Here is a 13,114-nt window from a genome sequence, read left to right as displayed (position 1 = left end):
ATTCTAATAATGACAGCGGGCACAGTCGCCCCCGGCCCTACTTTTATGATCTTCAGGAGGGGCAATTCCTTTTTGTCGGTGACAGTTAAGACACCAACCCATATTTAACATTTTTTCTTGTCTCATTCGTGTCATTGTTTCAACTGGACCATGACATTCTTGACAACTTATTTTTCCAACCTTCACATGTTGGCTGTGATTAAAATAGGCAAAGTCTGGAAAGTGATGAACCTTTTTCCATTCAATAGTTTTTCCCGTGTCCAAAGATGTTTTGAGTTTTTTAATTTCCGGTGAATCCATTTTTACTTTCGAATGACAATTCAAACATAACTGAACAGGCGGAATTCCCGCATGTCGTCCTTTCTCCGCAGCGAAATGACAATAAATACATTGAATTTTATTTTCCCCAGCATGAATCTTATGAGAAAAGTTAATCGGTTGCTGTGGCTCATACTTAACGTTAAAGCTAACTTCCTGCATTTCTTTAGTGATGAGATAGCCAATTCCAATAAAAACAACTATTCCCAATAAAACGATAAACTTGTTTTTCATCAGATTTTACCTATCAGTTTTCCTAATTTTTTTACGATCATAATTCCAAATTACCACTTGCCAAGCACGCCAAATATAGGGAACCGGCAATACTAAAAAGTGTACAAGTCTCGTAAAGGGGAGAAATGCTATTATCAAAAAGGCATTTACGACATGGACTTTTACGAGCCAAGGCATTGAAGCCAAATAGAGTAAGTCAGGCTTGAAGCAAAGTAATGACTTCAAGTAGGGAACCATTGAGTGTGCATACCAAATGCTTCCCCATCTGTATGATACAGCTGTACCTACACCAGATCCTGTTTGAACCAATAGAAAAAATAAAACCAATAAGTCCATCTTGCTTGTAACGACCTTGATTCTTGGATGGGTCAAGCGTCTATGAATCAACATAACAAGCCCGAAAAGAGCAAGTAGTCCAAAAATTAAGGCCGTAACCTCCAAAATTAACAGACGTATAGGAACAGAGCCAAATGCTATAAATTCTTTTGGAAAAAGAAAGGCCAAAACATGTCCACCCAGCACAGTTAAAATTCCATAGTGCCATGGAACAGAACCCCAGAAGAGCTTGTCGGCTTCCAAAAACTCAGAAGAAAGGGAAGAGAATTTATAACTATTGTTAAAATAGCGATATAAAGACACAACCAACATTAAGACCACTGCAATATAAGGAAATATTACAAATAAAAATTGGTTTAAGCTTTTGATTAACATCTTGGGCCTCCATAAAGGGCTTTTCTTCTCTTCTTTATTTCAAAGTCTGTATTTAATATTTTTTCTATCACCTGCAATGGCAGGACAAAAAAGTTCTTGTTTGCATCCCCTTGGTTGAGGGTGCTTACCATCTTTTCAAGAGCGGGAATAAGTATCTTCTGAGCTACTTCCTTTCGTTCTTCCTCTGGCAATCTCGGCAACAGAACCAGCATGTTTGGCAAATGATCGGGCAGTTCACTTTTCACATCAACTTGATGTTCTTTACAAAGTCTTTGAACGTTTACTAAAAACTCCCCTCTCTTATAATCCTCTCCAAACATGACATATCCAACATCGAGGGAACACATTTGTTGAAGATCAAAAGTGGTTGTATAACTTTCTTGTATCTTGTCTAAGCTGATTTCTTTTATCGCTGAAATATAGTTTTCCATAAGCTCAGTCGTTGCGGGATAAGCCTTATCAAGGTGGGCCCTTGCCATTTTAGCCTCTTCCAAAAACTCACTACCAGGATAATTGATTAGCTTCGCCAGAAGCTCATATTTCTCCATAAACAGCTCCTACTATAAAATCCTTTCAGGCTTGTCCTTGAAGCCAAAGCCTGTTTCACCCTTATGATCTAAAACCATTTTCGTCATTTCAATTGCCTCTTCTTTATGACTTGCTGGAATGACAAAACGTTCTTCAAAGGTGCATAAAGAGGAAAGCTTATAGATGGCCTCAGCCATTTCATCAGACATTCCTGATTCCTGAAGACATCCTTTTACATGCTCTTCTTGGACATCCTTAACTGTTACACCACGACGGTGAATTCTAACGGCCATTAATTTTTTAAGAACCTGACGTACTCTACCTTCATCGCCGGCAGAAAAGAGATTTGCTAAGTATTTAACAGGTAAGCGGCAGTCATCAATGCTAGTGAAGTACGTTTGCTTTTCCTGGTTATAGATATTCTCACTCACATTACCCATTACTGGTAGAAGAGGTGGAACATAAAAAAGCATAGGCAAAGTTCTATATTCAGCATGAAGAGGTAAGGCCATTCCCCATTCTTTCACCCATTTATAAATGGGGGATTTCTGTGCCGCTTCGATCATCGCATCACTAACACCATTTGCTCGGGCCTCTTGAATATTTTTAGGGTCAAAAGGGTCAACGATGGCATCTAATTGTCCGTCAATAAGCTTATCTTCATCCATGTGAACAACTTTTTCTAATTTGTCCGCATCATAGAGAAGAACACCTAAATAGCGAATTCTCCCAACACAAGAATGCATACAAGCTGGAACTTCTCCAGCTTCTATTCTTGGATAGCAAAGAATACATTTTTCTGATTTACCTGTGCTCCAGTTGTAATAAGACTTTTTATAAGGACAGGCCGTTACGCACATTCTCCATGCACGGCACTTTTCTTGATTTATTAAAACAACTCCATCTTCCCCTCTTTTATAAATAGCACCAGATGGACAAGCTGCGAGACAGGCCGGATTTAAACAGTGATTGCATATTCGAGGAAGGTACATCATTACAAGTTTCTCTAACTTAAATAGGTCCTCCTGCTCTTGTTTGTTTAGAACTTCAAAGTTGGGATCGTTTTTAGCATATATTTCAGAACCACCAAGATCATCATCCCAATTCGGACCTGATTTGACTTCCATTTTCTCTCCAGTAATTAAAGATACTGGTCTGGCCGTAGGTTGATCATTACCCTCCGGAGAATCAATCAAGTCAGAATAGCTATATGTCCAAGGCTCATAATAATCATCAAGAGTCGGTTGATTAGGATTGTGAAATACATTTTTCAAGGATCTGAATTTTCCAGCTCCTCGAAGGTCCACTTTTTTACCCTTCTTAACCCAACCGCCTTTGTAATCATCCTGATTTTCCCACTTGTGAGGATAGCCTGTCCCAGGCTTGGTCTCGACATTGTTCCACCACATGTATTCTGCACCTTTCCTATCAGTCCAAAGGTTCTTACAAGCAATGGAACAGGTATGGCATCCAATACACTTGTCTAGATGAAACACCATTGAGATTTGAGATCTAATATTCATTCACTCTTCCTTGTTTTCCAACCTACCAAGTAGGGTTATCCAGTTTACGTACTAAAATATGGGTATCCCGATTTACTCCAGTCGGTCCCCAATAATTAAAGTGATAGGTAAACTGAGCATAACCTCCCACCATTAAATTCGGTTTTAAATGCACCCTTGTTAACGAGTTGTTCATCCCCGCTCTTTTGTTCCCACGTATCGGAGATTTCGGAACCGAGTATGTCCTCTCAGTGGCGTGATAGACGATGCAAACTCCAGGTGGAATACGTGCACTTACATTGGCCCGAGTAACAATTACGCCATGATCATTGAAAACCTCGACATAATCATTATCCACAATATCAAGTTTCTTTGCATCTTCTGGACTCATCCAAAAAGGCTCGGCTCCCCGAGAAAGGGTTAACATGCGCAAGGTGTCCCCATAGGTTGAATGTATATGCCACTTTCCATGAGGGGTTAGATAATTTAGTCTTAAACAATTTCCTTCAGGCTTAGTTTTTACGAGGTCGCCATAATGCTCTGGACTTGGACTCGGCTTATAAGTTGGCAGGTTTTCCCCAAAAGCAATATAACCCTCATGATCTAAGTAAAGACTTTGCCTTCCAGTTAAGGTTCTCCAAGGAACCATTCTCTCAACATTATAGGTAAAAGCAGAGTAAGTTCTATTACCCTCCATTAAGCCCGACCAAACAGGACTCGAATGGAGCCTTTTCGGTGCCGCCTGTATGTCTTTAAAGTTCATGCGGATTGAACGGTTTTTCTCAGCTAAATCAGCAAGTTTTAAGCCTGTCTTTTTTTCCATATTCTTATATGCTCGATAAGCTAATTCACCATTGGTTACCGAGGCAAGGTGGAGTATGGTGTTGCAAACTTCAATATCTTCATATAAGGAGGGATAGGTGTTACCATCGAATGACTTTGTAGGATGAGTTTCAAGCATTTTGTCGTAAAAGTCGTCTATATCATACTTCACACCATGCGCACCAATTCCATTATTTCTAGCGAGTGGACCAAAGGTACAGTACTTATCATAAATTTTTGTATAATCCCTTTCACACACAACCAGCTTATACATTGACTTTCCAAGTACAGGCTCACATTCACCTTTTGCCCAGTCTTTTATTTCTGGTTGAGATAATTCATCTATCGAGTCGTGCTGAAGAGGAACGGATACTATGTCCTTTACAGGTGATCCGAAGTGCTTTTTAGCAAGTTCAGAAGTATGTTTGGCAATCTCCCTGAAAGTTTGCCAATCGGATTTACTTTCCCATACTGGAGGGATGGCCGCGGCCAATGGATGAATAAAGCTGTGCATATCCGTGGTATTTAAATCAAATTTTTCATACCAAGAAGCTGCAGGGAGAACGATGTCGGAATAAAGAGCACTAGTATCCATTCTAAAATTAATATCAATTACGAGATCCATTTTACCCGTAGGTGCCTCTTCGTACCACTTTATCTCTTTAACTGAATCTTGAGCACAGTCTTCTGCAATTTTATTCGTATGAGTCCCTAGGTAGTGATTTAAAAAATATTCATGACCTTTGGATGAAGTACCGATCGCGTTACCTCGCCAAATATACCAGACCCGAGGAAAGCTTTCTTCGGCATCTATGTCTTCGATTGCAGGAGTGATCTCTTTAGATGTTATCTTTTTAAAAACATACTGCTTGATTTCTTCGTCGCTGTTCGCTCCATTATTTTGAGCCTCACTACAAAGATCTAAAGAATTTTCTTTGTATTGAGGGAAAAACGGAAGCCATCCGTTTCTTACGGCCTTTGCATTTAGATCGGCGGTATGTCCTTTTGATAAATTATGCTCTTCTGGAGATGAATTAATCTCATCGTAATCACCATCGTAGCGCCATTGATCAGTGTGCATGTAATGCCAAGAGGGCGAGTTTTGTAGCCTTACAGGACCTTGCCAATCCTTTGCAAAGGCAATCGCTCCCCAAGGCTCCGCTGGAGCCAATTTTTCCTGGCCAACATAGTGATTTAAACCGCCACCATTGACTCCAATACACCCACAAAGTATCAATGCATTTATAGGTGCTCGATACATAAGATTGTTATGGTACCAGTGGTCTATTCCTGCACCTATAATAACCGAACACTTGCCGTTGGTATCTCTTGCTGTATTACCCCAATCCCGCGCAAACTTAATAACAGTCTCTCGTCCAATTCCTGTAAAGCGTTCTTGCCAAGCAGGTGTATAGGACATGGATTCTTCATCATAGGATACGGCAAAATCACCATCCAATCCTCTGCTCACTCCGTATTGGGCCATCATCAAGTCATATACAGTAGTTACGAATGCTTCTCCATCAACTGTATTCAACCTTTTGACAGGAACGCCTCTATTAAATTTCTTATCTAGACCAAACTCAAGAAACTCAACTTCCAGTACTTCATCTTTATTGTCTATTAGCGAAAGTTTAGGCTCAAATTCACTATCATCCCTTGAGTCTTTCCATTCAAGATTCCATTGCCCTAGTTTTTCTTGATGCCTATGCCCGATTGTTCCCTTTGGCATTTTAAGCTTACCGCTTTTTTCATCAATTACTAAAAACTTCCAATCACCGTGCTCCTCGGAAGCAAATTCACTTAGACGATTTCCTCGAAAGAATTTACCGGGTCTGTACCCATTTTCAGATTTTACCAACTCAATTAAAAATGGATTATCTGTGTATTTTTTTTGATAGTCTAAAAAGTAAGGAACCTTTTTCTCAGAATGAAATTCTTTTAACAAAACATGGTTTACGGCCATCCAAAAAGCACAGTCTGAACCAGCATGAAGGGGAACCCATTCGTCTCCAAATTTTGCTACTTGAGAAAAATCGGGAGAGAAAACGACAACCTTAGAGCCGTTAGTTCTCGCCTCTGGAATGAAGTGGCAATCTGGAGTTCTTGTCATATTTAGGTTTGCCCCCATGATGGCAACCATTTTTGAATTGTACCAATCAGCTGATTCCGCCACATCCGTTTGCTCTCCCCATGTTTCAGGAGATGCGGGGGGAAGATCACAGTACCAATCATAAAAAGAAAGATTTACTCCACCCATTAATTGAAGAAACCTTGCTCCAGCTGCGTAGCTAATTTGCGACATTGCGGGAATTGGAGAGAAACCAGTAATTCTATCGGGACCGTATTTCTTTACAGTTGAAATATTTGAAGCTGAAATAATTTCAAGCATCTCATCCCAACTAGCTCGTCTAAATCCACCCTTTCCTCTGGCCTTTTGATATCTCTTTCTTAAATTTTTATCGCTTTGAATTGATTGCCAGGCTTCGACGGGGTCATTAAATTTTCTTTTTGCATCTCGCCAGATGTCCATTAAAGCACCACGGACATAGGGGTATTTAATTCTAATAGGGCTGTATAAGTACCAACTAAAAGATATTCCTCGCTGACAACCTCTTGGTTCATAAGGAGGAACCTCATTATTAATTAAAGGATAGTCAACAGCTTGGAGTTCCCAGGTAACAATACCGTCCTTTACACATACATTCCAAGAACAGCTCCCTGTACAATTTACTCCGTGAGTGGAACGTACAACTTTATCGTGTTGGAAGCGATTGCGGTAAAACTCTTCCCACAATCTCGTTTTTGGTGAAATAATATCGTCAATCCAACTCATTATTTATCTCCTCAGACTTAGTCCCTTCTATGCTGTTGCTTACTTCTGCTCTTAAAAAGCAGATCAAAAAATCCTAGCACCAATAAAAATCCCAATATTCCAATAAAAAGAAACTTTTTCCTATGGCCATGATCAACCTTTTCTTTGCGATCAGTCTGCCAAAGAAAAGATTTGATTTGAAAGACTTCATCTTCTGTAAGTTCTTTATTTTTATAAAGATTTACCATTGTAGGAAAATTAATATTTCGAATAACTTTTTCAAGGCCTTTATCGTTGTAGCTTGTGTACACATTGGTTAAATCTGGCCCAAGAGTCCCACCTCCCAAGACTCCAGCATCTCCTGCTGAGTGGCAGGTGATACAAGATGGCCCCCCCTTGGCCAACTTAACCTGACCCATAAAAAGCTTTTTCCCATTTTCTAACTCAAATGGATTCGCATCCAGTGCTGATCTTATTTTTTTTACATCAGCTTTTACTTTTCCACTTTCTATGTAAGTTAAAAGCTGGGCGGCTTCTTCACTAGTTAGCTCATGCTCTGGCATTTTTTTCTTTTTGTATTTAATAAAAAGCTTATTGGCGATTGGATCACCGTTTTCAATAAGAGTTTGCGAATCCTGTATAAAATGGATCAACCACTGCTTATCTCTTCTTTTCGTGACTCCTTTTAGGTCAGGACCGACATCATCTCCTTGCCCAACAGTATGACAACTGAGACATTTGGTTTGAAAATATGTAGCTGGTTCAAATGAATGAGAAGTTGTGATAAATATCAACATGAATAAAATTACGACCACAGGTCTGTGCATCATAGGAACACCTTAGCTAAAACTATTACCTTTACTAATTAATATATTTAAAATATTAGAATAAGAATGACGAATAGCCAACAAAAAAAATGATTAAAATCATTTTGTTAGATTAATTCAGTAAAAAAAATCTGCGAACGTTTAAAATTCAATAAGATTTTATTTTTTGTTTAAGTGGAAACTTGCAAGTTCATAATCCTTTTCGTTCAAAGCTCCAACAATAAGATCAAGTTTTTCATGATTTAAATCAGGGTTTTTTAAGATTTTTCTATGAACAATGGTTGCTACTTCCAAAGATTTCAAACAGGATTTCATAACTCTATCTCGTTCTGAATCGGTCAACTTCTCAAATGGAATAAGTTCTTCCAATGCATCAAAGCAAAAGTGACTCACCACCGTTAGCAATTTTTCCAAATCCATGTCTGACACGTCGTTCATAGTAACCTCTACGTTAAATTTTTGAAAAGGATAGTCCAACATTTTAATCTCAACAAATCATTTTGCGTCATGAGATGTCATCTGCTATAACTACACATTATGAATATAAAGAGTGATCCAATTAAAAGACAAGTAACCGTATCAGCAGCAGATATGGGCCAGGAGTTGAGCCCGATGTCCCCACCTGAGGGTCGAGAGCCTCCATCAGACTGTAAAGTTGCATATGAAGAACTACATCCCTTTTTGCAACAATTAATTGATGACCATGATGAGTTCATTAGTGAGTTACATAAGATCAAATCTTGTGTTGAAGAAATTAAAGAATCCAGAAGTCTATCTAAAAGCTCATTTGAAATCATGAGTAAATTTTTAGATTACATGGCCGATGATTTTGTTGAACACAATAAAAGAGAAGAGAGAGTTCTCTTTCCTATTCTTAACAAGAAGCTATTGGATAATAATGAGCACAGCCCAGGACCCAATCCATTTACAGGCATAAAAGTCTTAGAAGATGATCATCTTCAGGCAACAAGTTTAGTAGCAGTTCTTTCAAACCTTCTGTTGCTTTCAAGCAAGATTTCACATGAAAGCTCACATGCTGTATTGGTTAACCAGATATATAAGAACGCAGAAGAATTGTTGGAGCTGCTAGATTTGCATATATTTCGAGAAGATAATATTATATTTGGCCAAGCGCAAAATATGCTTACCGCAAAAGAGTGGACTCTAGTAGAGCAGGGATTCTTGGCCAATTAGCACCATTTAATTTCTGACAAAAATCATCTCTAAAGATACTTAAAGATCATTGTTTACAATTATTTAGTATTGTAACAACAAGCATAGAGTTTTATTATGACTCTTTAGAACTTCTAAATCCTGATTATCTAAGGTTTAAAACTATGAAATCAGGACGCGGTCAGGTTGGAAACGACCTGGTTTCCCGAATTGGAAAGGAAGTGTAACAATGATTACCACCACAGAGGCGAATGATCTCGTTCGTCAATACTTTGATAATACCAAAACTGAATTTGTTTCGTTAGAGAAGGCAAGAGGAAGAACTTTAGCAGAAGATCTTTACTCTAAGAGAGACTTGCCGCCTTTTGATAGAGTTGCAATGGATGGAATCGCAATCTGCTCAGACCTTGCAAAAAAATTCAATCCAAAATTTTCATTTCAAATAGAAGGCATTCAAGCAGCTGGTGAATCTCAAAAAATATTAAAAGACAAAAATTTTGGCTGTCTTGAGGCCATGACTGGGGCTATCCTGCCTGAAAATGCCGATATGGTTGTCCCTTATGAGCAACTAAACATTGAAGACAATATTGCACATATAGAGCTTGAGAATCAGGCCATACAGTCTTTTAAAAATATTCACAAACAAGGTAGTGATCTCAAGGCAGGTGAAAGTATACTTGAAAAAGGTCAGAAAATATCTTCACCTGTCATTGCAGTATTGGCCTCTGAAGGTATTTCAAAAGTAAAAGTTTTTTGGAGCCCTCGAATAGCAATCATTAGCACTGGGAGCGAGCTTGTTAAGCTTAATGAGATTCCAGATCGTCATCAAATTTATATGAGCAACTCATACGCATTAAAAAGCGAACTAGAAAATTTTGGTTACGACAAAATAAATATACGGCATATACCAGATAACGAACAAACCTTATTTCATAGCTTACAAGATATTTTAAAAAATCACGATTTGATTTTATTAACGGGTGGCGTATCCAAAGGAAAATTTGACTACGTACCACAGGTTTTGAGCGATCTGAAAGTTAGTAAAATTTTTCATAAAGTAGCGCAAAAACCAGGCAAGCCCTTATGGTTTGGGACCGGACCAAGAAAACAAATAGTTTTCGGATTGCCAGGCAACCCAGTTTCTTGCCTTATGAATTTACGTCGTTATGTTATTCCAAATCTTATTAAAGAAAATTTGATAAATGTACACTTGAGGGAAGAAGTAGTTTTTAAAAAAGCGATGACGCTTTTTCAAGCTGTAAAAATTGACCGTGATGAAGGTGTATATTGGGCGACGCCCATTTTGGGGAATGGCTCAGGAGATTACCTTTCATTAACGAAGTCCGATGGATTTCTTGAATTGGCTCCTGAGCTAGAAACATATAAGGTGGGGTCAATATTTACTTTTTATCCTTGGGGGAAAACTTGCTTATAGATAGTCATGGAAGACATATACACAAACTTAGGGTTTCTTTATTAGATGCTTGTAATATGAGATGCCTCTATTGTATGCCTGAAAAAATAGAATTCATGCCTCAATCAAATTGTCCTCAAGCTACAGAGCTTCTGGATATTTGCACTAATTTAGTTAATTTAGGGATTGATGAAATCCGACTTACAGGTGGCGAGCCTCTACTTCGAGCTGATTTTTTAGATATTGTGAGAGGATTATCAAAACTCCCGTTAAAAAAATTAGGTCTAACGACAAATGCTATTAAATTGAAAAAGCACCTTAAAGAATTAAAAAATACTAAGTGTTTGCATTTAAATATTAGTTTGGATTCGCTTGATAAGAAAAATTTTTCTTTTATCAATAAGACAAACTCTTTAGAAGCTGTTCTAGAGTCAATTTTAATGGCAAAAGAATTGGACTTTAACGTCAAGCTTAATACTGTTCTGATGAGAGGGATTAATGATCATGAAGTTTTTAATTTGATTGAGTTTGCAGAACAAAATGATATTGAAATTCGTTTTCTCGAATTAATGAAGATAGGAGTGGTCCGCGAAAACTTTGAACAATTGTTTATAAGCGCTGACGAGATCATCAAACGAATAATGAGCAACTGGGAGCTTAAAGAATATACAATGCCGGTAGATTCTACCTCTTTTAATTTTGTTACACAAAACGGTGGAAAAATTGGATTTATTGCCTCAGAATCCCGGCCCTTTTGTGGTGGATGCTCCCGCTTAAGATTAGGTCCCGAGGGAAAATTACGCCCCTGCTTAATGATAAATGATGGACCGAGTTTGCGGAATTTAAAAACTGAAGAGTATCGACCGCTCCTTGAAAAAGTTATGAGTTTAAAACCAATTGATAGAGTCGAAGAACTTGTACAACCCATGTACCAAGTCGGAGGATAATATGCAGGGACTGAACCATATAGATAAAAATAATAATCCTACAATGGTAGATGTCTCAGATAAAATTGTAGGCCATCGCTTGGCAAAGGCACAAACGACTTTGACTTTACCTGATACAGTTTGGGAGCACTTTGACGGAGAGGATTTTGTCACTAAAAAGGGGCCAATTCTTCATACTGCAATTATCGCTGGGACGATGGCAGTCAAGAAGACCCATGATTTAATCCCTTTTTGCCATCCTCTAATACTTGATTCAGTAAAAATATCTATTACTCCATTAGATAAAAAGTTGATTATTGATTGCGAAGTTAAATGCTATGGAAAAACAGGAGTTGAGATGGAAGCTTTGACAGGCTCTACCGTAAGTGCCCTTGTTATTTACGATATGTGCAAGGCCATATCTCATGAAATTACTATCGGAGATACTAAATTAATAGAAAAGACAGGTGGAAAAAGAACGATAAAGGAAGGAGTCTACATTGAAAAATAAGATGTTCCACGCTTATGAATTCGCCATTTGTGGGTACTCTGGTAGTGGAAAAACCTATTTAATAGAAAGGTTATTAAAGAAATTTTCTTCAGACTATTCAGTCGGATTTATAAAGCATGATGCTCATTCTTTTGAAATGGACAAGGAGGGTAAGGACACTTGGAAGGCCATGATTTCCGGTGCCATGAATATTTTTATTCACAATGACGATAAGTGGGCACGTCTAGGCCGAGGAAGAAGTAACCTTTTTGATGCTAAGATAAACAACCTCAATTTAGATTTTGTACTTGTTGAGGGCCATAAATCAACAACAATACCTAAATTAGTAGTTCTAGGAGAGGGAGATTGTAAACAAAACATTCTTGAAGACTATAAGCAAGGAAAACTCGAAAATGTTCTAGGTTTTATAGGTGTAGAGGATGAGCTTCCCTTCGATTTCAAACTGCCATATTTCCAAAGAGATAAAATTGACCAAATTTCGCAATTTATCCAGGATTATTTAAAAAAAGAAATTGATAAAGTTCCTGTTTATGGTCTGGTTTTAGCAGGGGGTCACAGCAAAAGAATGGGTAATGATAAAGGGGCTTTGAATTATAATGGGAAACCTCAAGTTCATCATTGTTTTGATATGCTCTCACAAATATGTGATGAAGCGTTTGTATCTTGTCGAGCTGAACAACAAAACCTTTCACACTTAAAAGATCTGCCACAGATTCACGATTCTTTTCCGGTAGCGGGCCCTATGAACGGAATATTATCAGCGATGGAGAAAAAATCTGGAGCATGGTTGGTGATGGCCTGTGATCTTCCCTATTTGGATTTGGAAAATTTAAATAAATTATTCCGACATAGAAATCCTTTTAAATTTGCCTCTTGCTTTACCAACCCAGAGAAGGGCTGGGCAGAACCTTTGTGCACACTTTACGAGCCAAAAGCCTTTTCTCGATTACTTCAATTTTATTCCTTAAGATTTATGTGTCCAAGGAAAATGCTTATGAACAGCCCAATTGAGACAATAATGCCAATTAATCGAAATACAGTCGTAAATGCCAATACACCTGAAGATTACAATCAAATCATAGGGAGGATTTCATGAACTTAAAAATAGAATATTTTGCAGCAATGAGAGAACAAGCCGGAAAGAGTCATGAACTACTTGAAACGTCGGCCAATACTCCTAAAGAGTTACTGAAAGAACTAAAAAGTAAATATCATTTCTCACTAGGAGAAAAGGAATTAAAAGTAGCAATTAATGAAGAATACTCACATTTCAGCTCAATCCTTCAAGACGGGGACACAATTGTATTTATCCCCCCCGTGGCAGGAGGTTAAA

At 38.1% G+C, this 13,114-nt stretch carries 13 protein-coding genes and 1 riboswitch; of the genes, 6 read left to right on the top strand and 7 right to left on the bottom strand.

Annotated elements, in window-relative coordinates:
• Nucleotides 1–3: 3 nt before the first annotated feature.
• The 7 genes from H6622_07965 to H6622_07935 form a co-directional block, all read right to left on the bottom strand.
• The gene (locus tag H6622_07965; protein MCB9061440.1) at nt 4–552 is read right to left on the bottom strand and encodes a cytochrome c3 family protein; all 549 of its coding nucleotides are present in this window, start codon (nt 550–552) and stop codon (nt 4–6) included.
• A 6-nt stretch (nt 553–558) separates the two neighbouring features.
• Complete coding sequence (gene narI, locus H6622_07960) at nt 559–1,263, bottom strand: respiratory nitrate reductase subunit gamma (protein MCB9061439.1); 705 nt, start codon at nt 1,261–1,263, stop codon at nt 559–561.
• On the bottom strand, nt 1,257–1,811 hold the full coding sequence (gene narJ / locus H6622_07955) for a nitrate reductase molybdenum cofactor assembly chaperone (GenBank protein ID MCB9061438.1): 555 nt from the start codon (nt 1,809–1,811) through the stop codon (nt 1,257–1,259). The genes narI and narJ overlap by 7 nt, the downstream gene beginning before the upstream one ends.
• Before the next feature lie 12 nt (nt 1,812–1,823).
• Nucleotides 1,824–3,314 (bottom strand): nitrate reductase subunit beta, encoded by a 1,491-nt coding sequence (narH, locus tag H6622_07950; protein MCB9061437.1) that lies wholly within the window; start codon nt 3,312–3,314, stop codon nt 1,824–1,826.
• A 22-nt stretch (nt 3,315–3,336) separates the two neighbouring features.
• Nucleotides 3,337–6,951: a nitrate reductase subunit alpha gene (locus H6622_07945; protein ID MCB9061436.1), complete on the bottom strand. Its 3,615-nt coding sequence runs from the start codon at nt 6,949–6,951 to the stop codon at nt 3,337–3,339.
• A 17-nt stretch (nt 6,952–6,968) separates the two neighbouring features.
• On the bottom strand, nt 6,969–7,727 hold the full coding sequence (locus H6622_07940) for a c-type cytochrome (protein ID MCB9061435.1): 759 nt from the start codon (nt 7,725–7,727) through the stop codon (nt 6,969–6,971).
• Between the two features lie 189 nt (nt 7,728–7,916).
• Nucleotides 7,917–8,195 (bottom strand): hypothetical protein, encoded by a 279-nt coding sequence (locus tag H6622_07935; GenBank protein MCB9061434.1) that lies wholly within the window; start codon nt 8,193–8,195, stop codon nt 7,917–7,919.
• Between the two features lie 99 nt (nt 8,196–8,294).
• Between H6622_07935 and H6622_07930 the strand changes: the two genes are divergently transcribed.
• From H6622_07930 to moaD, 6 genes are all read left to right on the top strand, one after another.
• The gene (locus tag H6622_07930) at nt 8,295–8,951 is read left to right on the top strand and encodes a hemerythrin domain-containing protein (protein MCB9061433.1); all 657 of its coding nucleotides are present in this window, start codon (nt 8,295–8,297) and stop codon (nt 8,949–8,951) included.
• Between the two features lie 99 nt (nt 8,952–9,050).
• Nucleotides 9,051–9,167: riboswitch (molybdenum cofactor riboswitch) on the top strand.
• Complete coding sequence (locus H6622_07925; protein ID MCB9061432.1) at nt 9,160–10,365, top strand: molybdopterin molybdotransferase MoeA; 1,206 nt, start codon at nt 9,160–9,162, stop codon at nt 10,363–10,365. Its footprint overlaps the riboswitch before it by 8 nt.
• Nucleotides 10,356–11,291, top strand: coding sequence for a GTP 3',8-cyclase MoaA (gene moaA, locus H6622_07920; GenBank protein ID MCB9061431.1), 936 nt, complete (start codon nt 10,356–10,358; stop codon nt 11,289–11,291). The genes H6622_07925 and moaA overlap by 10 nt, the downstream gene beginning before the upstream one ends.
• 1 nt (nt 11,292) lies before the next feature.
• A complete protein-coding gene (gene moaC / locus H6622_07915; GenBank protein MCB9061430.1) occupies nt 11,293–11,781 on the top strand; it encodes a cyclic pyranopterin monophosphate synthase MoaC in 489 nt (162 codons plus the stop codon).
• Nucleotides 11,771–12,877: a bifunctional molybdenum cofactor guanylyltransferase MobA/molybdopterin-guanine dinucleotide biosynthesis adaptor protein MobB gene (gene mobAB, locus H6622_07910; GenBank protein MCB9061429.1), complete on the top strand. Its 1,107-nt coding sequence runs from the start codon at nt 11,771–11,773 to the stop codon at nt 12,875–12,877. The genes moaC and mobAB overlap by 11 nt, the downstream gene beginning before the upstream one ends.
• Nucleotides 12,874–13,113 (top strand): molybdopterin converting factor subunit 1, encoded by a 240-nt coding sequence (gene moaD, locus H6622_07905; protein ID MCB9061428.1) that lies wholly within the window; start codon nt 12,874–12,876, stop codon nt 13,111–13,113. Before mobAB ends, moaD begins: the two co-directional genes overlap by 4 nt.
• The last annotated feature ends 1 nt before the right edge of the window (nt 13,114 follow it).

The sequence above is a fragment of the Halobacteriovoraceae bacterium genome (genome assembly GCA_020635115.1).
In the GTDB taxonomy this organism is placed as follows: domain Bacteria; phylum Bdellovibrionota; class Bacteriovoracia; order Bacteriovoracales; family Bacteriovoracaceae; genus JACKAK01.
The sequence above is the reverse complement of the archived record's forward strand: the minus strand, read 5'-3'. Positions and strand labels throughout refer to the sequence as shown.

Bases quoted from the DNA above. Each gene is read 5' to 3' on its own strand.
- narI (MCB9061439.1), bottom strand. From the start codon at position 1,263: ATGTTAATCAAAAGCTTAAACCAATTTTTATTTGTAATATTTCCTTAT.
- moaC (MCB9061430.1), top strand. From the start codon at position 11,293: ATGCAGGGACTGAACCATATAGATAAAAATAATAATCCTACAATGGTA.
- H6622_07925 (MCB9061432.1), top strand. From the start codon at position 9,160: ATGATTACCACCACAGAGGCGAATGATCTCGTTCGTCAATACTTTGAT.
- H6622_07930 (MCB9061433.1), top strand. From the start codon at position 8,295: ATGAATATAAAGAGTGATCCAATTAAAAGACAAGTAACCGTATCAGCA.
- moaD (MCB9061428.1), top strand. From the start codon at position 12,874: ATGAACTTAAAAATAGAATATTTTGCAGCAATGAGAGAACAAGCCGGA.
- H6622_07965 (MCB9061440.1), bottom strand. From the start codon at position 552: ATGAAAAACAAGTTTATCGTTTTATTGGGAATAGTTGTTTTTATTGGA.
- H6622_07935 (MCB9061434.1), bottom strand. From the start codon at position 8,195: ATGAACGACGTGTCAGACATGGATTTGGAAAAATTGCTAACGGTGGTG.
- H6622_07940 (MCB9061435.1), bottom strand. From the start codon at position 7,727: ATGTTGATATTTATCACAACTTCTCATTCATTTGAACCAGCTACATAT.
- narJ (MCB9061438.1), bottom strand. From the start codon at position 1,811: ATGGAGAAATATGAGCTTCTGGCGAAGCTAATCAATTATCCTGGTAGT.
- narH (MCB9061437.1), bottom strand. From the start codon at position 3,314: ATGAATATTAGATCTCAAATCTCAATGGTGTTTCATCTAGACAAGTGT.
- H6622_07945 (MCB9061436.1), bottom strand. From the start codon at position 6,951: ATGAGTTGGATTGACGATATTATTTCACCAAAAACGAGATTGTGGGAA.